Genomic DNA, 22685 nt, shown 5'->3' on the forward strand with positions numbered 1-22685 from the left:
GGGGCGGACCCGGCACACAGAGGTGCCGGATAGCGTGGAGTCGCCTGAAGATGACCTCGACTGGAGCCCCGACCCGAACCGACGACGTCTCCGCGGTACCCGCCGCGGGTGATGACAGTCGATCGGCCAGTCCTGAGCAGGTCCGTGACGAGCTGATCGAACGGGCCGCCGCCAATGCCCCCGAACTCGCTGATCTGATCCGCCTCTTCTACCGGCACGTGCCCGCCGAGGAAGTCAACGACGACGACCCGGTGGACCTGGTCGGAGCGGTGCGGTCGAACTACCAGCTCGCCGAGAGCCGCGTTCCCGGACGCGCCGCGGTGCGCATCCTCAACCCGACGCGGGCGACCGACGGGTGGCAGTGTCCTGTCACCGTGGTCCAGGTCGTCACGGACGACATGCCGTATCTCGTGGACTCGGTGGCGTCCGAGCTCACGCGGGGCGGTGTGCAGGTGCAGCGCGTTGTGCACCCCATCGTCGTCGTGCGGCGTGACCCGGTCACCGGTGAGCGCACCGAGGTGCTGCCGCTCGCGGATCCGGCCGACCCGCCGGCTGATGCGCTGGCCGAGTCGTGGATGAACATCGAGGTCGACCTCATCACCGACCCCGATCGGGCCCGCGAGCTCGAGACCCGGCTGCTGACGGTGCTCACCGACGTCCGCGAGGTCGTCGAGGACACCGACCGCATGGTGACCACGGCGCTGCAGCTGGCCGACGAGCTGGAGAAGGACTCGTCCGAGGACACCACGGACGGCGCGAAGCTGCTCAAGTGGCTCGCGGACGGGCACTTCACGTTCATGGGCTACCGGCAGTACGAGCTGGTGCAGGAGGACGGCGAACCGGCGCTGCGGGCCGTGCTCGCGAGTGGTCTCGGTGTGCTGCGGCAGGACAGCCTCGCGGCGCGCAGCCTCACCGCCGGGCCGGACAACGGCGCGCAGGCGCTCAGCCCCGAGCTGCTGGTGCTGACGCAGGCGAGCGCGCAGAGCAGCGTGCACCGCAGCGTCTACCCCTACTACGTGGGCGTGAAGACGTTCGACTCCGAGGGCAACGTCTCCGGTGAGCACCGGTTCCTGGGCATCTTCAGCACCACCGCGCTGCACGAGGACGTGCTCGACATCCCGGTGATCGAGCGCCGCGTGCGCGAGGTCATCCACCGCGCGGGCTTCCCGCTGCAGTCCTACTCGGGCCAGCGGATGCTCGAGGTGATCCAGAACTACCCGCGCACCGAGCTGTTCTCGGTGGACAGCGACACGCTGTACCAGACCACGACGGGCGTCATCGCTCTCGCGGAACGGCGGCGGCTGCGGCTGTTCCTGCGCCGCGACCCGTTCGGCCGCTTCTTCTCGTGCCTGGTCTACCTGCCGCGCGACCGCTACACGACGACGAGCCGCCTCGCGATGCAGGAGGTGCTGCTCGCCGAGCTCGGTGGCCTGAACCTCGAGTACAGCGCGCGCATCGGCGAGTCGGCGCTGGCCCGCGTGCACTTCATGGTGCACACGGACCCCGCGCGCACGCTGGAGCCGGACGTCCACGCGATCCAGGCCAAGCTCGCCGAGGCCGTGCGCAGCTGGGACGACCGCATGGTCGAGGCCGTCGGGGGCGACGACCTCGGCGCCGAGTCGGCCACGGAACAGGGCCAGCGGTTCGCCTCGGTCTTCCCGGAGGCCTACAAGGAGGACTTCCCGGCCTCCACGGGTCTCGAGGACTACCGGCGCATCGAGAAGCTCGTCGAGGGCGACCTCGACATGGTCTTCTACGTGCCCGAGGACGCCGAGCCGGGGGAGCGGCGCTTCAAGCTGTTCGTGACCGGTGCGGGCATCACGCTGTCCGACGTGCTGCCGATGTTGCAGCGCATGGGCGTCATCGTGGTCGACGAGCGGCCGTACGAGATCGCCCGCGAAGACGGCGTGCAGTGCTGGATCTACGACTTCGGCCTGCGGATCGACCAGGCCGCGCTCGCGCAGCTGTCCGAGGCCGACCTCGAGAACGTCCGCGAGCGGTTCCAGAACGCGTTCGCCGCCGTCTGGCGCGGTGAGGCCGAGGTCGACCGGTTCAACTCGCTGGTGCTGCAGGCCGGGCTCACCTGGCAGCAGGCCGCGATGCTGCGCGCGTACACGAAGTACCTGCGGCAGGCGGGCACGCCGTACTCGCAGGACTACATCGAGGACGCCGTGCTCGGTCACACGAGCGTGGCGATCGCGCTGGTCGCGTTGTTCGAGGCGCGGTTCGACCCGCGCCTGGACGAGCCGACGCGGGCCGACCGCACCGAGACGATGGTCGTCGAGATCGGCAAGCTGATCGACGACGTGACGAGCCTCGACGCGGACCGGATCCTGCGCAGCCTGCTCGCTCTGATCAACGCCACGCTGCGGACGAACTACTTCTTCCGCGACGCCGACGGCAACTCCCGGCCGTACCTGTCGGTCAAGCTCGACCCGCAGGCGATCCCGGACCTGCCGGCGCCGCGGCCGAAGTTCGAGATCTTCGTGTACTCGCCGCGGGTCGAGGGCGTGCACCTGCGGTTCGGCAGCGTCGCGCGTGGTGGTCTGCGCTGGTCCGACCGCCGTGAGGACTTCCGCACGGAGATCCTCGGCCTGGTCAAGGCACAGGCCGTGAAGAACGCGGTGATCGTGCCGGTCGGCGCCAAGGGCGGCTTCGTCGTCAAGAAGCCGGTCCCGCCGACGGGCGACCCCGGCATCGACCGCGAGAACTTCATGTCCGAGGGCATCGCCTGCTACAAGATGTTCATCTCGGGCCTGCTCGACCTCACCGACAACCTGATCAACAACGAGGTCGTGCCCGCGCCGCAGGTCGTGCGCTACGACGGCGACGACACGTACCTCGTCGTGGCCGCGGACAAGGGCACCGCGACGTTCTCCGACATCGCCAACGGCGTGAGCCAGAGCTACGGCTTCTGGCTGGGCGACGCGTTCGCCTCCGGTGGCTCGATCGGCTACGACCACAAGGCCATGGGCATCACGGCCAAGGGCGCGTGGGAGAGCGTGAAGCGCTCGTTCCGCGAGCTCGGCGTCGACACGCAGTCCGAGGAGTTCACCGTCGTCGGCATCGGCGACATGTCCGGTGACGTGTTCGGCAACGGCATGATGCTGTCCGAGCACATCCGGCTCGTGGCCGCGTTCGACCACCGGCACGTGTTCATCGACCCGAACCCCGTCGCGGCCACCTCGTTCGCCGAGCGGGTGCGGCTGTTCAACGTGCCGCGCTCGTCGTGGGACGACTACGACCGCTCGCTGATCAGCGAGGGCGGCGGCGTCTTCCCGCTGTCGGCGAAGTCGATCCCGATCTCGGAGCAGGCCCGCGTCGCGCTGGGACTGGCCGAGGGCGTGGAGAAGCTGTCGCCGCCGGAGCTCAAGAAGGCGATCCTGCTCGCGCCGGTCGACCTGCTCTGGAACGGCGGCATCGGCACCTACGTCAAGGCGTCGACCGAGTCGCACGCCGACGTCGGCGACAAGGCCAACGACGCGATCCGCGTCAACGGCGCCGACCTGCGCGTCAAGGTCGTCGGTGAGGGCGGCAACCTGGGCCTGACCCAGCGCGGCCGCATCGAGTTCGCGCGCAGCGGCGGCAAGGTCAACACCGACGCGCTCGACAACTCCGCGGGCGTCGACTGCTCCGACCACGAGGTCAACATCAAGATCCTGCTGGACCACCTGGTCCGGGAGGGCTCGCTGGAGCAGCAGCAGCGCAACGAGGTCCTCGGCGAGATGACCGACGAGGTCGGCGAGCTCGTGCTGGCCGACAACTACTCGCAGAACAACGTCCTCGGCGTCAGCAGGGCGCACGCCGCCCCGATGCTGTCGGTGCACGCGCGGCTCACGGCCGACCTCGAGCAGCGCGGTGCGCTCAACCGCGAGCTGGAGGCGTTGCCGAGCCCGGCGGAGTTCAAGGCGCTGGAGAAGAACGGCGAGGGCCTCACCTCGCCCGAGCTCGCCACGCTGCTCGCTTTCACCAAGCTCACGCTGAAGGAAGAGCTGCTCGCGAGCGACATCCCGACGATCGACACGTTCAAGAACAAGCTGCCGGACTACTTCCCGACCCTGCTGCGCGAGCGTTTCGGGACTGCCATCCCGAACCACCCGCTGGCCAGGGAGATCATCACCACGGTGGTCGTCAACGAGGTCGTCGACGGCGGCGGCGTGTCCTACGCGTTCCGGCTGGCCGAGGAGATGAGCGCGTCGGCGACCGACGCGGTCCGCTCCTACGCCGTCGTGACCGAGGTCTTCGACCTGCCGGCGATCTGGCGCGAGATCCAGGCGCTGGACAACGTGGTTCCGACGGCGGTCCAGGACAGCATGGTCCTGGAGACCCGCCGGCTGCTCGACCGCGCGTCGCGGTGGCTGCTGTCGAACCGCCCGCAGCCGCTGGCGGTGGGCTCGACGATCAACCGCTTCCGCGGCGTGGTCGAGGGGCTCAGCCCGTACGCCTTCGACCTGTTGCAGGGCAAGGAGTACGACGTGGTCGCGGGCAAGGCGGACCGGTACGTCGAACAGGGCGTCCCGGCCGAGCTGGCCCGCAAGGTCGCCGCGCTGCTGTACATGTACGGCCTGCTCGACGTCACCGAGATCGCCGAGCTGGCCGAACGCGAGTTCGGGCCGACCGGCGGCGCGGGCCCGGAGCGCTCGCACCGGGAGACGGCCGAGGTGTACTTCGCGCTGTCCGACCACCTCGACATCGACCACATGCTGGACTCGGTGACGAACCTGGAGCGCGGGAACCGCTGGCACGCCCTGGCCCGGCTGGCTCTGCGCGACGACTTCTACTCGTCGTTGCGGGCCATCTCGATCGACGTGCTGAGGGCGAGCGACGACGGCGACACGCCGACCGAGAAGATCGCCAAGTGGGAGCAGGCCAACGCTTCCCGCCTGGCCCGCTCGCGCGGTGCGCTGGAGGAGATCAACCGGGCCCACCAGCTGGACCTGGCCACGCTCTCCGTCGCCGCACGCCAGGTGCGGAGCATGGTTCGCTAGTACGTGCAGACCGGGGCGCAGCGGATACCGGTCCGCTGCGCCCCGTTCGCGTCAGACGACCTGTTCCAGCTCCACGCGCTGTGCGATGGCGCGACGCAGCCAGTGCCGTCCCACCACGAGCAGCAACGCCACCCCGATCGCCGCGACCGTGCCGACGGCGGACCCCAGCCACAGTCCCAGCGTGTCCATGCCGTCGGCGGGGGAGGGGATGTCGGCGAACGTGACGTAGACGAACAGCCAGGCGAGCACCACGGCTCCTGCGGCGATGGCGCCGATCGCGATGTTCGTCCACGTGATCGCGCCGGACTCGAACACGGTGCCCTGGCCCGCCCGGTGCAGCATTGCTCCCAACGCCACCGCCAGGACCTGGCAGCACGCGACGAAGATGATCGCGGACGTCACGAACGGCACGCGCACGGCCTCGTAGGGCGGGAAGAACGCGACCTCGTCGGCGGCGGCCGTCGGGATCACCACCACCTGCGCGAACAGCCCGCCGAGGAACGCGATGGCGAGCAGGGACTGCAGGAAGATCACCAGTAGGCGAGACATAGATCGAGTATCGAGAGTTGCCTATCGACTTTCAATCGGCTGGCGTGGAGATCCTGTGAAGGTTCGCGGGCTGTAGGGTCCCTGCATGGGTGTCTTCGTCACGGGTGTGCGACCGCGGTGGTCGGACATGGATGCGTTCGGCCACGTCAACCACGCGAACACGGTGACGTTGCTGGAAGAGGCCCGCATCGAGCTGCTGTTCACCGAGGCCGCCCGGCACGGCGTCAAGGAGATGGCCGAGGGCATGGTCGTGGCGCGGCTCGTCGTCGACTACCTGGCGCCGATCGTGTTCACGGGCGAGGACGTCGTGGTCGAGATGTCGGTGCGGGAGCTCAAGTCCGCGTCGTTCACGCTCGACTACGTGGTGCGCGGCAGCCGCGAGCCGAACAGCCCCGTGGTCACCAGGGCGGAGACGCTCATGGCGCCCTACAACGTGACCACCGCACGGCCTCGGCGCCTGACCGATGCCGAGCGCGATTTCCTCGCCGGGTGGCGAGCAGGGGGTAATGGTGCCTGAGCTGGTGCTGGCCGACGCGGCCGAGAGAGACGACCTCGGGGCGTTCGCGGCGCGGGCGGTGCGGCTCGACGGCCAGACCGTCGTGCGGCTGCGCAACCGCAACTCCGAGCTGCTCGACGCGTGGGTCGCAACGCCGTTCGACACGCTCGCCACGCGAACCGTTGCGGGGCAAGCGAATCCGGCCGACGTGACGGTGTCGGGCTCCGAGTTGCTGACGGGCCTCGCGGTCATGCGGGACGAACGCATCGACCCCGGAGCGGCCAAGGACCTGATGTGGCGGTCGGCCCTGCCGCCCGTCGAGGGCTGGCTGGTGGTGGACCGCCTGCCCGTCGAGGTCGTCTCGAAGCTCGCGGACGAAGGTGTCGAGGTGGCGCGGGAGAACACCGGCCCGCACGGGACGCCGCCCGCGTCGTTGCTCGACCAGACCGTGCTGACGGTCAGCGGGTCCGGGCTGGACGTGAAGATCCCGCTGCGGTGCCTGTTCGCCTTGTCGGGCATGGGTTTCCTCGGCGAGAACGGCGACGTCCGGGTCACCGCGACCGACTCGTGGCTGCGGATCGACGCCAAGTTCGGCGCGGTGGTCCGCAGAAGGCACTCGATGCTGCCGCTGATCGTCTGATCAGGACCGCATGATCGTGGCACGATGTCGCGCGTGTCCGCCGATACGCACGAGGAGATCGAGTACCGCGTCTCCACGCTGGAGCTCTTCTTCGACCTGGTCTTCGTCTTCACGATCACGCAGCTGACCGGCAAGCTGGCCGACGACACGTCGCCACTGGGGTTCGCGCAGATCGTGATCATGCTGTTCGTGATCCTCTGGATGTACTTCGGGTACGTCTGGCTGACGAACGCCGTCCCGCCGAACACCACTCTCCGGCGGTTGCTGCTCATGGGCGGTATGGGTGGGTTCCTGGTCATTGCGCTGGCCGTGCCGAACGCGTTCGGGTCCGCCGGAATCGCGTTCGGTGTCGGGTACCTGATCGTGAACCTGGTGCACTCCGGGCTGTTCATCTCGGCGGCCGGGCCGGGATCGGCGGCGGCCATGGCGAGGCTCGCGCCGTTCAACCTCGGGTCGGCGGGTCTGGTGTTCATCGGCGGGTTCCTGCCCAGCACGTGGCGGGCGGTGGCGTGGACCGCGGCGGTCGCGCTCATGATCCTGTCGCCGTACGTGAACCGGCGGCACGGCGAGTTCCAGATCAGGTCGGCGCACTTCGTGGAACGGCACGGGCTCGTGGTCATCGTGGCGCTCGGCGAGTCGATCATCGCCATCGGCATCGGGGCGGCGGGACTGCCGATCAACCTGCAGCTCGTCGTGGCGTCCCTGCTCGGTCTCGCGCTGGTCTACCAGCTCTGGTGGTGCTACTTCGGCCGTGAGCAGGACGCGCGCGCAGAGCACAACCTCGCGAGCATGACGCCGTCCGACCGTGCACGTGCGGCGCTCTCGGCGTTCGGGTTCGCGCACGCGCCGATCCTGCTCGGCATCGTCGTCGTCGCGGTCGGGGTGAAGAAGACGATCGGGCACGCCACCGAGCACCTCTACTTCAGCGGAGCGCTGGCGCTGGGCGGCGGCGCGGCGATCTTCCTGCTGGGCGAGATCTACTTCCGGTGGCGGCTGCGGATCGGCAGCAACACGTGGCGGGCCGCCGCGGTGATCGCGGCACTCGCGACCGTGCCGATCGGGTTGTGGCTCGCGATCGCCCAACTCGGCGCGCTCGTACTCGTGTTCGGTGTACTTCTGGTCGTGGAGGGCAAACGGGCCGTGTGATACGGATCGCACTTCCGCTCCGACGTCATGTTCCGGGCCCCCTGACGTTTTACAAAGGACGAAGGACTAGTTCTGGGGGTTGACCAGTGGAGTTTCGCCTCCTGGGACCGATCGAGGTCGTCGACGGGGGCCGGGCACTGCCGGTGGGAGGGCCGAAGCCGCGGACGCTGCTCGCGGTCCTCGCGCTGTCGGCCGGCCGCACGGTGCCGGTCGACTCGTTGATCGACGCCGTCTGGGGCGAGGATCCGCCGGACACCGCACGGGCTGCGCTGCACACGTACGTGTCGTCGATCCGCCGGTCGCTGAAGGTCGACGTCATCAGCCGGGACGCCGGCGGCTACCGGCTCGACGGAACCACAGACCACAAGAAGTTCATCGACCTCGTGGCACGCGCACGGGCAGAGCAGGACCCCGCGCTCTACCGGGAGGCTCTCGGCCTGTGGCGGGGTGAACCGCTCGGCGGCGCGCAGGGGACGTGGGCGGACAACGAACGCGCACGGCTGGGAGAGCTGCGGTACGCGGCGATCGAGGAAAGGGTCGAGGCCGAGCTCCAGCGCGGTGACGCCACCGACATCGCGGAGCTGACGAGCCTGGTCGCCGGGCAGCCGTTGCGCGAACGGTTGCGCGCCCAGCTCATGCGCGCGTTGCACCAGGCGGGGCGGCAGGCCGACGCCCTCGCGGTGTACCAGGAGGGCAGGACCGTCCTCGACGAGGAGCTGGGTCTCGAACCCGGCGCGGAGCTGCGGCAGGCCCACGACCTCGTTCTCCAGGGTGACGACCACCAGCCCGAACCGGTCGAGGTGACCCGGCCGAGCCAGCTGCCGTTCGACATCGCCGACTTCACCGGGCGCCGCACCGAGACCGCCGAACTGCTCAAGAAGCTCAGGCAGGAGGCGACCGGCTCACGGTTGTGCGCCGTCTACGGCAAGCCCGGCGCGGGCAAGAGCACGCTCGCCATGCACGTCGCCCACCTGCTGCGCGACGACTTCCCCGACGGCCAGCTCTACGCGTCGTTGCGGGGAGTGCAGACCGTGAGGTCCGATCCCGCCGAAGTGCTCGGTGGGTTCCTGCGCGCGCTCGGCGTCGCGGACCTGCCACAAGACCTCGACGAACGCACACAGCTCTACCGCTCGTTGCTCGCCAACCGGCGCGTGCTCGTCGTACTGGACGACGCGTCGGACGAACGCCAGGTGCGGCCGTTGCTGCCCGGCAGACACACGAGCGCTGTGCTCGTCACGAGCCGAGAGCGGCTCAGCGCTCTGGAGGGAGCCGCCCAGCTCGACCTGGGCGTTCTCGACGACGAGGAGGCACTGGAACTCCTCGACACCGTCGTCGGCAACCGGCGCGTCGGAGCCGAGCTCGACGAAGCCCGCGACATCGTGCGGCTGTGCGGACATCTGCCGCTGGCCCTGCGCATCGCGGGCGCCCGGCTCGCCGCACGGCCGCAGTGGCAGCTGCGCAGGCTCGCCGACCGGCTGCGCGTGCAGCACCGCGTTCTCCAGGAGCTCACCCTCGGCGATCTCGAGGTGCGCGGCAGTCTCGCGTTGAGCTACGACGGGCTGGAAGAGACCGAACGGGCAGCGCTGCGGCGGCTCGGGTTGCTGGACGTCTCGTCGTTCGGCGGCTGGGTCGTCGGGCCGTTGCTCGGCTGCGACCGCTACGACGCCGAGGACGTCGTGCAACGGCTCGTCGACGCGCAGCTGCTGGACGACACCGGCGGCGACCGGTACCGGCTGCACGACCTGACCAGGGCGTTCGCCAGGGAGCGCGGCGAGACCGAGGAGACGGACTTCGCCACCGCCGCCACCCGCGCCGCCGAGGCGTGGCTCGCGCTGGTCGAGACCGCGGGCAGCCGGATGCCGCACGCCACGTTCGACATCGACGTCGTGAACCCGCACCTCGACGCCGACCAGGTCGACGAGATCCTCGCCGACCCCGAGGCGTGGTTCGACGCGGAGCAGACGGGGCTCGTCGGCGTCGTCGAACGGGTCAGCGAGCTGGACCTGACCGACGTCGCGACCAGGCTCGCGGCCGCGCTGTGCTCGTCGCGGTTCTCCGTGCGCAACCTGTTCGGCCAGTGGTGGCGCACGCACTCCGCGGCTCTCGAAGCCGCCCGCCGTGCCGGTGACACCGACGGCGAGGCGAGGCTCCTCGCCGGGCTCGGCTGGCTGCGCTACGAGCAGGACCGCTTCGACGAGGCCGCGTCCTGCTACCAGCAGTCGCTCGCGTTGCGCGACGACCCGAAGGTGTGGCTCGACCTCAGCACCGTGCAGCGCGAGACCGGCCGGCTGGCCGACGCCCGCGCGTCACTGGACCGCGCGCTCGCCGACCTCACCGAACCCCAGCTGCGCGCCCAGGCGTTGCACGGGCTCGGGCGCGTGCTCACCGAGCAGGACGAGCTGACCGAGGCGCTGGCCGCGTGCGAGGAGGCCGTGCGCCTCTACACCGAACTCGGTGACGAGCGCGCCAGGGCCATCGCGGCCCGGTCGGTCGGCATCGTCCACCGCGCCGCCGGCAGGCTCGACGACGCCGCCCGGTGGTGCGAGGAGGCCGTCACGCTCCTGCGCGGCATGGACGACCCGCTCATGTCCGCCTACGCGGTGCAGGCGCTCGCCAAGGTCCGCATCCGGCAGGGACGCGGTGCCGAGGTGCACGAGGAGCTCCTCGCGAGCCTGACCGTGTGCAACGAGATGGGCGACGGCTTCGGCCAGGCCCTCGTCCTGCGCACGCTCGGCGAGCTGCACCTCGCGGACGGCGACTACGCCGAGGCGGTGCGCCGCCTGGAGCGCTCCCTGCAGTGGTGGGAGGCGCTGGGCCTGCCCGTCTGGCGTGAGCGAACCGCCCGTGACCTGCGGGAAGCTCGTCAGGGTGAAGCTTCGCTGTCCGTTCTGAAAGTTTTCTGAAAGACCGCTCTGAGGTTTCTTTCAGTTCTCTCCCGCAGTCTTTCCCCATCGCACCGAGAGCAGATGACGAGCCGGTGAGCCACCTGGGGGTGCTCACCGCCTCGTGTGACAGCTGGGGGGAACCAGTCATGATCCGCAAGACGATGACCACCGCGATCGTCGGCGTGATCCTCGCTCTCGGTGCGATTCCCGCCAGCGCGGACACCCGCCTCGACGTCCGCGACCTCGCCGCCGCGAACCTCGGCAAGACGACCTGCGACACCAACAGCCTCGGTGGCCGCGGCTTCATGGACAGCTGCCGCCTCCAGCACGCCTGGTGCGCGGACTTCGCCAGATGGGTCTGGGGCAACCGGAACCTCTACACGGACCGGCTGAACCCCGCGGCAGGCAGCTTCTACCTCTACGGCGAGCAGAACGGCACGATCCACAAGGACGCGTCGTACGTCCCGCAGGTCGGTGACGCGATCGTCTACGACTACTTCGGTGCCGGCCGGGCCAAGCACGTCGCCCTCGTCGACGCGGTCAACGCCGACGGCACGATCCGCGCGATCAACGGCAACTCCGGCGGCACCACCGAGATGAACTCGACCGTCCGGTACTCGACCGGTGTCGGCCGCGTCGGCCAGGTGATCAACGGTCAGACCGTCTCCGCGTTCGTGAGCCCTGTCGGTGCCGGCAACGTCCGTTCCGCCGTGTCCCGCATCGGCGTCCGCTTCACCGACTCGTCCGTCCACGTCAAGGAGGGCAACCTCTACGACGGCTGGCTCAACGAGTACGGCGGCGGTGTGGTGAAGTCTGAAGTGGACGGTGACATGATCGGTGTCCTGACCACGTCCGGTGACCTGTTCGTCAAGCAGGGCAACCTCTACGAGACCTGGTACAACCAGGCCGGTGGCGTGAAGGACTTCTCGCTGGAGTCGTCGAAGGGCCGCGTCGGCATCGTGCGCACCGACGGCACCGTCGCGGTGAAGGAAGGCGGCCCGCAGGGCACCTGGGTCGAGCAGATGGGCAATGCCAAGGAAGTCGAGCTCTCCGGCGACTACCTCGGTGTGGTCAGCAACGACAGCACCGCGTACGTGAAGAAGGGCAACCTGTACGAGTCCTGGACGACGCAGCTCGGTGACGTCGCCGACCTGGAGATCTCGGCCGACCGGATCGGCGCGCTGCGCACGGACGGCACGCTGACGGTCAAGGACGGCGGCCTGTACGGGTCGTGGGTCGAGCAGACCAGCGGTGTCAAGGACTTCGACCTCTCCGGTGACTACATCGGTGTCGTGTTCAACGACGGGCTGGCCACGGTGAAGCAGGGCACCCTCTACGCGGGCTGGGTCAACCAGCTGGGTTCCGCGAAGGCCGTCGAGGTCAACGCCAAGGCCGGACGCATCGGTGTCCTGACCGACAACGGCGCGCTGACCGTGAAGGAAGGCGGCCCGTACGGCTCCTGGGTCGACCAGACGAGCGGCGTCGCAGAGTTCCAGCTGACCAACTACTGATCGGGGGACGAGAGGGCCGCGGGGTGAAGATCCCGCGGCCCTCTCGCGCATTCATGAACGACATCCTGCTCAGGGCCGCCAGCTGGGTCGGCGTGCCGTACAGCCAGGAAGCGCTGCACACCAACGAACACGGCACCTACCGCACCGACTGCTCCGGCTACGTCTCCATGGCGTGGGGACTCACCTGCGCCCGCGGGGGCCTCAACACCGTCGACCTCGTCGGGGTGAGCACACTCATCACGAAGGACGAGCTCCAGCCGGGGGACGTGCTGATCGACGCGAACGGGGACCGCACCACCCGGCACGCCACGATTTTCGTGGGCTGGGCCGACGTCCGCCGCGAGTCGTACTGGGCCTTCGAGCAACGCGGCGGGTACGGCACCACGATCAGGGTCGTGCCGTACCCGTACGACGACCGCGCCGACAACTACCGGCCGTACCGGCGGCCACGGCTGGTGGCAGCCGGTCAGACGAGCCAGACCGCGGTGTCCGGCGGCAGCTGATCGCCGTCCATCGGGCCGGACGACAGCAGCACCTGCCCGGGAGGCAGCGGCACGGACGCACCCGACGTGTTCAGAGCACAGATCAGCCCGCCACCCTTGCGGCGGAACGCGAAGCAGCCCGCCGGGGCGCCGTACCACTCGAGCTCCTCGCCGGAGAACGCCGCGTTGGACTTCCGGTGCTCCAGCGCCTCGCGGTACAGCGACAGCATCGAACCGGGGTCCTCGAGCTGGGCCTCCGCGGTGAGGTGGTCCCACTCGTTCGGCTGCGGCAGCCACGTGTTCACCGCCGTGGAGAACCCGAACGGCGGGGTCGTGCCCTCCCACGGGATCGGCACGCGGCAGCCGTCACGGCCGCGCTCGGTGTGGCCGGAGCGCTCCCAGGTCGGGTCCTGCAGGGCCCAGTCCGGCAGCTCCACGTTCGGCAGGCCGAGCTCTTCGCCGTTGTAGAGGTAGATCACGCCTGGGAGCGCCAGTTCGACCAGCGTCATCGCGCGGGCCCGCTGCTCGCCCAGCGCGCCGCCGCCGTAGCGGGTCACGTGCCGCACCACGTCGTGGTTGGACAGCGTCCACGTGGCGGGCGTGCCGGTGAGAGCCACGGCGCCCAGCGAGTGCTCGATGGCCGACCGCACGGCGTCTGCGTCGAAGCCCGCCTCGACCAGGCGGAAGTTGAAGCCCAGGTGCAGCTCGTCGGGACGGACGTAGGCGGCGAAGCGCTCGTCGTCCTTCACCCAGATCTCGCCGACGGCCATCGTGCCGGGGTAGCCGTCCATGACCTTGCGGATCATGCGGTGGATCTCGTGCACGCCGTCGTTGTCGAAGCGCGGGTCGTGCGCGTCGTCGGACAGCACGCCGGGCACCTGGACGCGGATCTCCATGTCCGGCAGGCCCTCTGGCTTGGCCATGCCGTGCGCCACGTCGATGCGGAAGCCGTCGACGCCGCGGTCCAGCCAGAAGCGCAGCGTGTGCTCCAGGTCGGCGCGGACCTCCGGGTGGTCCCAGTTGAGGTCCGGCTGCTCCGGCGCGAACAGGTGCAGGTACCACTGGCCGTCGGGCACGCGGGTCCAGGCGGGGCCGCCGAATACGGAGACCCAGTTGTTCGGCGGCTGCGAGCCGTCGAAGCCGCGGCCCTCGCGGAAGATGTAGCGCGACCGCTCCATGCTGCCGGGACCGGCCTGCAGCGCCTCCTGGAACCACTCGTGCAGGTCGCTCGTGTGGTTCGGGACCAGGTCGACGGTCACCCGGATGTTGTGCTCGTGCGCGTCCGCCACCAGCCGGTCGAACGCGGCCAGGTCGCCGAAGAGCGGGTCGACGTCGCGCGGGTCGGCGACGTCGTAGCCGTGGTCGGCCATCGGCGAGCGGTAGAACGGGGTGAGCCACAGGGCGTCGACCCCGAGCAGTTCCAGGTAGCCGAGGCGGGACCGGATGCCGTCGAGGTCGCCGACGCCGTCGCCGTTGGAGTCGGCGAAGGAGCGCACGTAGACCTGGTAGAAGACGGCGTCACGCCACCAGGCGGCCTCTTCGGCGATCTCGGGGGTGAGGTCGGAGGATCGTCGCACGGGGGGTCATCCTGCCATTCGTATCGCTGCGAAAGGACCCGTTCGGGTGATGGGCGCTCAGGACCAGCTGTTCATCAGACTGTTCGCGGCCATCTCCAGGTAGTCCCAGAGCTGCTTGCGGTGTGCCTCGTCCAGGCCGGCCTCGTCGACGGCGATCCGCATGCAGCGCAGCCACGCGTCGCGTTCGATCGGTCCGATCTTGAACGGCACGTGACGCATCCGCAGCCTCGGGTGGCCCCGGTTCTCCGAATAGGTGTGGGGGCCGCCCCAGTACTGCATGAGGAACAGCCGCAGGCGCTCTTCCGCAGGTCCGAGGTCCTCTTCCGGGTACAGGGGCAGGAGGATCTCGTCGGCCTTCACCTCTTTGTAGAAGCGCGCGACGATGCGGTGGAACGTCTCCTCGCCACCGACCTGTTCGAAGAAGCTCACGGGGTTGCCCACACGTCCATCCTGACTCACGCCGGCCACCGCGCGCAGGCCGCCCCGCCTGTTCGTTTCGCCATAGGGGTGTGAACTGGCAGGACGCCGGGTGATCACCGTCTCGAATGGGTGTTCTAACTCACCCTGCGCCGTGCGCGGTCACTTCGCGGTGAAGCCGGCTTCCTCCAGCGCGGGCATCAGCTGCGCGCGCAGGTTGCGCTGGACCGCCCACTGCCGGCCCGGCCGCGTCTTCACGGTGACGCGCAGGGTGATGTTGTCGGCGGTGAACTTCTCCACGCCGAGCACCTCGGGCTTGGCCGTGATGTCCGTCTTGACCGGGTCCATCTCCGCGACCTCGGAGACCTTGCGCTCCAGCACCTTGGTGGCCTCGGCGAGGTTCGCGCCGTAGCTCAGCGGCAGGTCGACGACCGCGACCGCGAAGCCCTGCGACGAGTTGCCGACGCGCAGGATCTCGCCGTTGCGGACGTACCAGACGGTGCCGCCCGTGTCCCGGATCGTGGTGGTGCGCAGCGCGACCGCCTCGACAGTTCCGGTCGCCGGGCCGAGGTCGACGACGTCGCCGACGCCGTACTGGTCCTCCAGCAGCATGAACATGCCGGACAGGAAGTCCTTGACCAGGTTCTGGGCGCCGAAACCGATGGCGACGCCCAGGATGCCGGCCGAGGTCAGCACCGGTGTGATGTCCATGCCGACCACGATCATGATCTCCAGGAACGCTATTCCGAAGATCAGGATCGTCACGATCGACTTGAGCACCGAGCCGATGGTCTTCGCGCGCTGCTCACGGCGCTCGGAGATCAGGTTCCCGAGCGCCTGCGGTGCGCGTTCCCGCAACGGCTTGAGCAGGCCAGGCTTCTTGCCCTCCTTGCCCGGCGTCGTGATCCGGTCGATGACCTTGCGGAGCAGCGCCCTGATCACGATGGCGGCGATCAGGATCACGACGATCTTGATCGCGCCCGCCAGGATCGTGGGACCGTACTTCTCGAAGAAGTCGATCGCCTGGGCCGTCTTGTTCGCGGCGTCATCCACGGGACTCTGCGCCAACACGTGGTCGTGCCCTCCTACAACTCCATGCCGGTGGCATTCGCGAGAAACGTCAGCTGGTCCACGGCGAGAGCGACCGTCCGGCTGACCGAACGGCCCGCGTGACCGACCTCGGTCTCGCGGCGGATCAGCACGGGGTGCTTGGTCGGATCACTTGACGAAGCGTGCTGCAGTGCCGCGCACATCTTCCTGGCGTGGTTGGGGTCCACACGAGAATCCGACTCGAACACCGTGAACAACACGGAAGGGTACTCAACGTCCGTTACCACTCGGTGATAAGGCGAGTAGGAGAGCAGCCAGTCCAGCTCCTCGGAAACGCTTGCGCTGCCGTACTCGTCGGCCCACAACCGTCCGAGCAGGAACTTCTCGTAGCGCACCATGTCCAGCAGTGGCGCTGAGCACACCACGGCGGCGTAGAGCTCTGGCCGCTGGGTCAGCGCGGCGCCCACGAGCAGGCCGCCGTTGGAGCCGCCCATGATCGCCAGCTGCTGGGGCGTGGTCCAGCCGTCGCGCACCAGGCGTTCCGCGGCGGCGTGGAAGTCGTCGAACACGTTCTGCTTGTTGGCGCGCATGCCGGCGACGTGCCAGTCCTCGCCCTCCTCGTCGCCGCCGCGCAACGACACGTGCACCCACACACCGCCCGCTTCCACCCAGGCCAGCGTGGTCGCGCTGTAGCCGGGGCCGCGGCCGATCGCGAAGCCGCCGTAGCCGGTGAGCAGCGCGGGGCGGGGCAGGTCGGGCTTCTGCTCGCCGCTCACGACGAACATGCGGACGGTGGTGCCGTCCTTGGACGTGTACGCGATCTGCTGCGTCTTCACGGCCGGCAGCTCGACGCGGCCCGGCGAGGCCTCGTGCAGCACCGTTTCGCCGGTGGACGTGGAGAAGCGGTACACCGACTGCGGCGTGACGAAGTCCGTCCACCCGAACCACACCGTGTCCTGGTCGTGGCCGGTGTGCGCGTCCACGACGGACATGCCGTGCACCGAACCCGTGCCGGGCAGCGGGATCTGCCGCTGGTGCGCACCGGTCGCGGCGTCGTGCAGGTGCAGCTCGGACACCGCGTGCCGGGTGCGGGCGACGACGAGGTCGCCGTCGAGCCAGCGCACACCGTCCAGCACGGAGTCCGGTTCCTCGCCGATGAGCTCGGTCCACTCGGTGGGGTTCGCCGGGTCCGCGACGCAGAGGCGCTGCCGCGGTGCGTTCAGGGTGGTGTGCAGGTAGAGCCTGCCATCGCGCGCGACGAACGCCGAGCACTGCACGCCGGCCTCGGACAGGATCACGGGCTTGAGCTCGCCGTCGCCGTGCAGGTCCGCGATCCACACGGAGTCGTGCTTCGTCGTGCTCGGTGCACCGCTCACGATCAGCCAGCGGCCGTCCTGCGAGAGGTTGAGCGTGTAGTAGAAGGTGTGCTCCAGGCCGTCGCCGTGCACGTTGAGGTCCGTGTCCGGGTCGGTGCCGACGCGATGGCGCCACACGCGCCGATGGAACAGCTTCTCGTCGTCGGGCAGCAACGCCGGGTCGACCTGGCGTACGTAGTAGAACTCCTCACCGCCGGGCAGCCAGCCGATCGCGGAGTAGCGGCACCGGTCGATGGGGCCCTCGATGAGCTCGCCGGTCTCGACGTCGATGACGTGCAGCAGCGAGTGCTCGTTGCCGCCGATCGAGACCTGGTAGGCCAGCCGCGTTCCTTCGAGACTGGGGGACCAGCCGTCCAGCGTGGTCCTGCCGGACGGGTCGAGCGCGCTGACGTCGAGCAGCACGCGTTCGGTGCCGTCGGTCTCGCGCACCACGACGACGGGGTGGTCCTGCTCGGGACCGCGGCTCGTGAAGAACGCCCTGCCCGCGCGCCAGGTCGGGGTGGACACCGAACCCGTGCGCATCAGCTCCTTCAGCCGCTCGCCCAGGCGTGCGCGGCCCGGCATCGCGTCCAACCAGGAGCGTGCGAGCACGTCCTGCGCCTGCGACCACGCTTCGGTGCGAGGGTCCGCGGTGTCCTCGAGCCAGCGGTACGGATCGGCGACTTCGCGCCCGTGAATCTGCTCGGCGAGGTTTAGCCGCTCGGCGATCGGGTAGATGATCGTCGCAGGCAGTGGAGTGGAAGGTGCCTCTGTCACCTTGTCAAGGGTAGCGGGCGATGAAAACCATCTCCGATAGGGAGCTGGTTCACCCCGGGTTTGATCACACATCCATGACGCGTCACTTATCACACGTGATTTTTTGCTGGTAAGTGTGGTCTCCTATGGCTGAACCGGTGGAGGTGGTCGCGTGCCAGACCGACAACCGACCCCTATCGGCGCCTCGCAGGCCGGCGAGACGGCGCCGACGGTGCCCCCATGCCGAAAACAGGCCGAACTGCGGGCAGTGCCCGATGGGGAGCGAGACGGGGGAGGTTCCGGTCAGACACCGGCGATTTTCCCCTGGGGAAGACGCAAGGTCCTGCTGCTGAACGCCACGTTCGAGCCGCTCACGGCCCTGTCACTGCGCCGGGCGGTCGTCCTGGTGGTGTGCGGCAAGGCCGAAGTCGTGCACGGAGACGCCTCCGGGCTGGTGCTGCACTCGTCGAAGTCCGAGGTGCTCGTGCCATCCGTGATCCGGCTGAGCACCTACGTGCGGGTGCCTTATCGCGGTCGTGTGCCGATGACCCGTGCCGGGCTCATGCACCGGGACCGTTATCGCTGCGCCTACTGCGGCGGGCGGGCCGAGACGATCGACCACGTCGTGCCGCGCTCTCGTGGCGGACCTCACGCCTGGACCAACTGCGTCGCCTGCTGTGCGAAGTGCAACCACCGCAAGGCGGACAAGCTGCTGTCCGAACTGGGCTGGCGGCTGCGCGTCGTTCCCGCGGCGCCACGTGGTCCTCACTGGCGGCTGCTCGCCGGGGTGGCCGAGGCTGATCCGCAGTGGCTGCCGTACCTGGGTGAACCCGCGGCCTGATCAGCGTTGCAGGGTCAGGCCGCGAGGGAGAAGTCGTTCTGGCGCGCGGTGATGCGCACGGAGTCGTTCGCGGTGATGCGGACCGAGTCGTCCATCGTGATGCGCACGGAGTCTTCACGCGCGGTGATGCGGACGCTGTCCTGCTGAGCGGTGATGCGCACGGAGTCGTCGAGCGCCGTGATCCGGACCGAGTCGTCGTGCGCGGTGATCCGGACCGAGTCGTCCATGGTGATCCGGACGGAGTCGTCGTGAGCGGTGATGCGCACCGAGTCGTCGTGAGCGGTGATGCGGACCGAGTCGTCCATGGTGATCCGGACCGAGTCCTCGGCCGTGATGCGCACGGAGTCGTCCATCGTGATGCGCACCGAGTCGTCGAGCGCCGTGATCCGGACCGAATCGTCAGCGGTGATCCGAACGGAGTCGCTCATCGTGATCCGGACGGAGTCACTGGCCGTAATACGCACTGAATCGTCCTTGTAGCTCGGAAGAGTGAAGGTCACGGCCTGGGGGCGGGTCATCGTGAACATTTTGTGTCCTCCAGGACTCTCGGGGCGGGTGCGCAAGACCCGTATAGGTGAAAAGCTAAGAGGTGGGTGTTCCGGGAACAAGACCCCAAACCGGCACCCGTTCGCATCCGACCGGGTGAGGACTGACCGGGTGTAACCGCTGCGCCGCACGAGAGCACTCATTGCCTCTACTGGCCGGTATCGGCACGCTGCGTAGCCCCCGAACCGGTCGAACGTGATATGCGTCATACCCCGGAAGGTGTGACTGGAGCCTGCGGCCCGCGCTCGTGACCGCACGAGGCCGTCGACCCGCTGTCACTGGTAGTTGCTGCCGCAATCACGGCCGTTCTGCACGGCCACGACCCGCGCCCTGCTCCATCCAGGTGCTCGGTCTCGCCGAACCGGTGGTTCCGCGCCGTGTCGCGTCCACGGCGGCCGGAGCTCTGCTAGGGCTTCGGTCGACGTCTGATCCGCGACAGCCGGGCCCGAGGCGGCTCGATCGTGGGATTGATCGCGATCACGCTGGCCCGGCCGCTCACGCGCGGGTGAGTTGGGCTACCGTACCCGCCGTGACCATCGTGGAGACCGTTCTCGTCTTCGCGCTGATCCCGCTGGCGATCTACGGCGTGATCACGCTGCTGACGGTGAGGCCAAAGGCCACCCGGATTCCCCGGTACCGGCCCGGCCAGGAGTGGGGCTACGCCCCGGTGTGGTGGAGCGCGAACCCGGCCGGGTTGAGCGCGGAGCACCACAGCGCCGCCGAGCCCGCTACCTCGGGCTCGACCGCCAAGGGAGGTGCCCGTGGCAACTGGTAAGGCGATCGAGGCCGTCGACCCGTCGACGCTGCCGGTCGGTGCCGTCGTGACGAACAGCGGCCGTGTGTCCGTGGCGAAGATGTACGAGCCGCACGCACCGGAGCTGCCGTTCACGCCGACCCAGCTCGCGCAGCTGGACGAGGCGCTGACCCTGTCGAGCCGCACGACCGGCCTCGACTTCAGCGTGTACCTGGGCGAGCTCGGCTCGTCCTCCCGCGAGCGCGCGGAGGAACTGCACGCCTCCACCGACCGCCCGTCGCACCACGTCCTGGTGGCCGTGTCGCCGGGCGAGCGCGTCGTCGAGGTCGTGACCGGCGAGGAGTCCCACCGCCGTCTCCCCGACCGCGGCGCCAAGCTCGCGGTGATGAGCATGGTGGCGTCCTTCAAGGAGGGCGACCTCGCGGGCGGCCTCGTGTCGGGCCTGCGCATGCTGACCGACCAGGCGGGCAACGCACCGCGTTCCTGATCCCCGTTGTGAAGGCCCCCGGTGCGCGCGCCGGGGGCCTTCTTACGTCTTGAGCAGGATCACCACGTCGGACACCTGAGTCCAGCCCCGGTACTGGCCGGGCTCGGCGGTGATCACGAACCCCGTGCGCGCGCCGGCTTTCCGCGCCTCGTCGACGAGCACGCCGAGCACCACCTCGAACCGGCCGCTGATGTCGTGCGGAGCCGCGTCCTCGCCGTGCACGCCGATCGTGCCGGACCCGATCAGCTCGCCGTCACGGGTGATGCGCACCGAGATCACCTCGCCGCGCGTCACCGACACCGTGCAGCCCTCCGGAATCTCGGTGGGCGCGGTGAGATCGGTGCGCAGGAACTTCTCCGGCGGACCCGCGGGACGACCGCGCAGACGGGCGTGGGCGAGCACGTCGTCCACGTCGATCGTGGGGTACACGAGCCGGTCCGCGTGTTCGGTGTTGACGCTCACGTGGAAGTTCGGTGAGTCCGAACTGGCCACGACGACCTCGCCGTCCCGTCCGGGAAGCATGTTGTGCGACGGGTTGCGAGGCTTGCGGCCGATCGTCTTGCTACCACCGGCGCACCTGCCGGGACAGTCCGAAGTGCGGGTGGTGCTCGGCCACCAACGCCGACAGCCTGCCGTCCAGGACGCCGTACTCGTTCAGCAGCGCGAAGACGCGTTCGAAGTACGTCGGCATCGCCTCGGAAGCGACGTACCACTGGTGCCACTTCTTCAGCGTGAAGCCGGAGCGGGCGGCGAGGTGAACGCGCAGTTCGTCGAGTGTGCGGCCGAAGTGCCGGCCAGGTCCGAGCAGGGCTTCGCCGAGCGCGAGGTGGAAGCCCGGTTCGTCGGTGACGAACTGCCCCTCCATCTCGTGTTCGCCCTCGACCACGTCGTCCAGACCGGGGCCGGTGGTGTCGTCGAGGCACGCTTGTCGTGCGACCGTGTCGAGGTCCACCCACGGCTGCACGTCGGCGCGGTCGTTGCGCGCCACCACGAGATCGGACACCTTCTCCCAGCCGAGCCGGGTGTAGAGGTGCGCGCCCTCCGCGGAGGCGAACAGGAACCCTGTCGTCGCGCCTTCCGCGACCGCCGCGTGCACCAGGGCACCCATCAGCACGCTCGCCAAGCCGCGCCGCCGGTGCTCGGGTTCGGTCCAGATGCGGTGTGCCACGGCGTCTTCACCGACCACGGCCATCAGTCCGCTCGCCGCTTCCTCCCCGGCCGACGTCAGGAGCCGCGCCTGGATCACGTGCGTGCGCTTCACTTCCACCGTGTAGCCGGTTGGCGCGGACGGCCGCAGATGGCCGGTCAGCGCGCACCGCATGAAGGCTTCATCCGGCCGGGCCACCACCAGTCCGGCCTTCTCCACGGCCCGGCACACCGCGTCCGGCGACTGCGTCGGCACGCTGAGCCAGGTCGGTTCGCGCTTGAGGGCGACGCGGTGGGCCATCGCCGTCGCGTTCGCCTCGTCGGTGGCGATCCACTCGGCCCGCCGATGAGGTCGCTTGACGTCGACGACCAGGTAGCCGTCCTCGTAGTGGGAAGTCAGCTGGTCGGCCGCGATCCAGCCGCGGTGCCAGCGCTCCACCGGGGTCTCAGTCCCTGCGGGCGACGACGACATCGGCGACCTCCTCCCAGCCGAGCCTGCGGTAGAGGTGCAGGCCGTCGTCCGAGGCGAACAACAGCCCGGTCGTCGTGCCGTCCGCCACGGCCTCCTGGGCGAGCACGCCCATCACGACACTGCCGAGGCCTCGGCGCCGATGCTCCGGTGACGTCTGGATGCGGTGCGGCACAGCGTCTTCACCGACGACGGCCATCAGTCCGCTCGCCGCTGGTGCGCCGTTGTGCAGCAGGCGGACTTCGATGACGTTCTCGCGCTTCACCACCACCGAGTAGCCATCGGGCGGTTGCGGAGCAGGGTGATCGGCGAGCGCACGTCGCATGAACGTCTCCGGTGCGCGCACGGTCAAACCGGCGTCCTGCAAGGCTTTCAAGACAGCTTCCGGAGAGTTCGTCGGCACCGTCAGCCAGTCGTCCTGACCGGTCAGAGCGGTGAGTCCGGTCACGGTGGACTCGTCGGTGACGACACGTTCGACGCGCCGGCCCGGCCGGTCGACGCGGATTTCCAGCCACCCCGGGCCTTCGCGTTCCACCAGCCCGTCGGCCTTGGCCCAGCCCGCGCACCAGCGCTTCACGAGTTCTTTCACA

Annotated in this window: 19 protein-coding genes; 10 read left to right on the forward strand and 9 right to left on the reverse strand. The window is 69.3% G+C overall.

Features of this window, described 5'->3' with window-relative positions; translation table 11 throughout:
- The first annotated feature begins 50 nt into the window (after nt 1-50).
- Nucleotides 51-4988, forward strand: coding sequence for an NAD-glutamate dehydrogenase (locus AOM45_RS17585; RefSeq protein ID WP_030468210.1), 4938 nt, complete (start codon nt 51-53; stop codon nt 4986-4988).
- 51 nt (nt 4989-5039) lie between these two features.
- On the opposite strand, the gene AOM45_RS17590 is transcribed toward AOM45_RS17585, so the two are convergent.
- A complete protein-coding gene (locus AOM45_RS17590; protein WP_030468209.1) occupies nt 5040-5537 on the reverse strand; it encodes a DUF2975 domain-containing protein in 498 nt (165 codons plus the stop codon).
- A gap of 85 nt (nt 5538-5622) precedes the next feature.
- On the opposite strand from AOM45_RS17590, the gene AOM45_RS17595 reads away from it, so the two are divergent.
- The 6 genes from AOM45_RS17595 to AOM45_RS17620 all read left to right on the forward strand — a co-directional run bounded on the left by AOM45_RS17595 (nt 5623) and on the right by AOM45_RS17620 (nt 12718).
- Nucleotides 5623-6054 (forward strand): acyl-CoA thioesterase, encoded by a 432-nt coding sequence (locus AOM45_RS17595; RefSeq protein ID WP_030468208.1) that lies wholly within the window; start codon nt 5623-5625, stop codon nt 6052-6054.
- Nucleotides 6047-6673, forward strand: a complete 627-nt coding sequence (locus tag AOM45_RS17600; RefSeq protein WP_030468207.1) for a DUF8010 domain-containing protein — start codon at nt 6047-6049, stop codon at nt 6671-6673. Before AOM45_RS17595 ends, AOM45_RS17600 begins: the two co-directional genes overlap by 8 nt.
- Before the next feature lie 33 nt (nt 6674-6706).
- Entirely contained in the window at nt 6707-7819 is a 1113-nt protein-coding gene (locus AOM45_RS17605; protein WP_201780002.1) for a low temperature requirement protein A, read from the forward strand.
- An 86-nt stretch (nt 7820-7905) separates the two neighbouring features.
- A complete protein-coding gene (locus tag AOM45_RS17610) occupies nt 7906-10722 on the forward strand; it encodes an AfsR/SARP family transcriptional regulator (protein ID WP_030468205.1) in 2817 nt (938 codons plus the stop codon).
- Nucleotides 10723-10850: 128 nt separating this feature from the next.
- Nucleotides 10851-12215 (forward strand): CHAP domain-containing protein, encoded by a 1365-nt coding sequence (locus AOM45_RS17615; RefSeq protein ID WP_156249730.1) that lies wholly within the window; start codon nt 10851-10853, stop codon nt 12213-12215.
- A gap of 53 nt (nt 12216-12268) precedes the next feature.
- The gene (locus AOM45_RS17620; RefSeq protein ID WP_051783563.1) at nt 12269-12718 is read left to right on the forward strand and encodes an NlpC/P60 family protein; all 450 of its coding nucleotides are present in this window, start codon (nt 12269-12271) and stop codon (nt 12716-12718) included.
- Here the strand turns inward: AOM45_RS17620 and AOM45_RS17625 are convergent.
- The 4 genes from AOM45_RS17625 to AOM45_RS17640 form a co-directional block, all read right to left on the reverse strand.
- On the reverse strand, nt 12682-14274 hold the full coding sequence (locus AOM45_RS17625) for a glycoside hydrolase family 13 protein (protein WP_030468202.1): 1593 nt from the start codon (nt 14272-14274) through the stop codon (nt 12682-12684). The two genes, AOM45_RS17620 and AOM45_RS17625, sit on opposite strands and share 37 nt — an antisense overlap.
- Before the next feature lie 57 nt (nt 14275-14331).
- A complete protein-coding gene (locus AOM45_RS17630) occupies nt 14332-14715 on the reverse strand; it encodes a globin (RefSeq protein ID WP_030468201.1) in 384 nt (127 codons plus the stop codon).
- A gap of 138 nt (nt 14716-14853) precedes the next feature.
- Nucleotides 14854-15762 carry a mechanosensitive ion channel family protein gene (locus AOM45_RS17635; RefSeq protein ID WP_081902182.1) on the reverse strand — a complete coding sequence of 303 codons (909 nt, stop codon included), beginning with the start codon at nt 15760-15762 and terminating at the stop codon, nt 14854-14856.
- Between the two features lie 14 nt (nt 15763-15776).
- Entirely contained in the window at nt 15777-17873 is a 2097-nt protein-coding gene (locus AOM45_RS17640) for a prolyl oligopeptidase family serine peptidase (RefSeq protein ID WP_051783561.1), read from the reverse strand.
- Nucleotides 17874-18024: 151 nt separating this feature from the next.
- Between AOM45_RS17640 and AOM45_RS17645 the strand changes: the two genes are divergently transcribed.
- The gene (locus tag AOM45_RS17645) at nt 18025-18693 is read left to right on the forward strand and encodes an HNH endonuclease (RefSeq protein ID WP_174517913.1); all 669 of its coding nucleotides are present in this window, start codon (nt 18025-18027) and stop codon (nt 18691-18693) included.
- A 14-nt stretch (nt 18694-18707) separates the two neighbouring features.
- Here the strand turns inward: AOM45_RS17645 and AOM45_RS17650 are convergent, their stop codons facing one another.
- Entirely contained in the window at nt 18708-19211 is a 504-nt protein-coding gene (locus AOM45_RS17650; RefSeq protein ID WP_162185667.1) for a DUF2345 domain-containing protein, read from the reverse strand.
- 557 nt (nt 19212-19768) lie between these two features.
- Between AOM45_RS17650 and ctaJ the strand changes: the two genes are divergently transcribed.
- The gene (ctaJ, locus tag AOM45_RS17655; protein ID WP_030468196.1) at nt 19769-20014 is read left to right on the forward strand and encodes an aa3-type cytochrome oxidase subunit CtaJ; all 246 of its coding nucleotides are present in this window, start codon (nt 19769-19771) and stop codon (nt 20012-20014) included.
- Nucleotides 20001-20480: a DUF5130 family protein gene (locus AOM45_RS17660; RefSeq protein WP_030468195.1), complete on the forward strand. Its 480-nt coding sequence runs from the start codon at nt 20001-20003 to the stop codon at nt 20478-20480. The genes ctaJ and AOM45_RS17660 overlap by 14 nt, the downstream gene beginning before the upstream one ends.
- 42 nt (nt 20481-20522) lie before the next feature.
- Here AOM45_RS17660 and AOM45_RS17665 read toward each other — a convergent pair whose 3' ends face one another.
- Genes AOM45_RS17665 through AOM45_RS17675 form a run of 3 tightly spaced genes read right to left on the reverse strand, consistent with a single transcriptional unit; the run spans nt 20523 to nt 22684 of the window.
- Complete coding sequence (locus AOM45_RS17665) at nt 20523-21002, reverse strand: hypothetical protein (protein ID WP_030468194.1); 480 nt, start codon at nt 21000-21002, stop codon at nt 20523-20525.
- Between the two features lie 40 nt (nt 21003-21042).
- A complete protein-coding gene (locus AOM45_RS52350; RefSeq protein WP_051783559.1) occupies nt 21043-22098 on the reverse strand; it encodes a GNAT family N-acetyltransferase in 1056 nt (351 codons plus the stop codon).
- A complete protein-coding gene (locus tag AOM45_RS17675; RefSeq protein ID WP_051783557.1) occupies nt 22073-22684 on the reverse strand; it encodes a GNAT family N-acetyltransferase in 612 nt (203 codons plus the stop codon). The genes AOM45_RS52350 and AOM45_RS17675 overlap by 26 nt, the downstream gene beginning before the upstream one ends.
- Nucleotide 22685: the final 1 nt, after the last annotated feature.

This window comes from Lentzea aerocolonigenes (genome assembly GCF_000974445.1).
Taxonomy (GTDB): Bacteria; Actinomycetota; Actinomycetes; order Mycobacteriales; family Pseudonocardiaceae; genus Lentzea; species Lentzea aerocolonigenes.

Coding starts and splice junctions, on each gene's coding strand:
- AOM45_RS52350 (WP_051783559.1), bottom strand. CDS start 22,098: ATGTCGTCGTCGCCCGCAGGGACTGAGACCCCGGTGGAGCGCTGGCAC.
- AOM45_RS17585 (WP_030468210.1), top strand. CDS start 51: ATGACCTCGACTGGAGCCCCGACCCGAACCGACGACGTCTCCGCGGTA.
- AOM45_RS17665 (WP_030468194.1), bottom strand. CDS start 21,002: ATGCTTCCCGGACGGGACGGCGAGGTCGTCGTGGCCAGTTCGGACTCA.
- AOM45_RS17620 (WP_051783563.1), top strand. CDS start 12,269: ATGAACGACATCCTGCTCAGGGCCGCCAGCTGGGTCGGCGTGCCGTAC.
- AOM45_RS17595 (WP_030468208.1), top strand. CDS start 5,623: ATGGGTGTCTTCGTCACGGGTGTGCGACCGCGGTGGTCGGACATGGAT.
- AOM45_RS17615 (WP_156249730.1), top strand. CDS start 10,851: ATGATCCGCAAGACGATGACCACCGCGATCGTCGGCGTGATCCTCGCT.
- AOM45_RS17650 (WP_162185667.1), bottom strand. CDS start 19,211: ATGACCCGCCCCCAGGCCGTGACCTTCACTCTTCCGAGCTACAAGGAC.
- AOM45_RS17590 (WP_030468209.1), bottom strand. CDS start 5,537: ATGTCTCGCCTACTGGTGATCTTCCTGCAGTCCCTGCTCGCCATCGCG.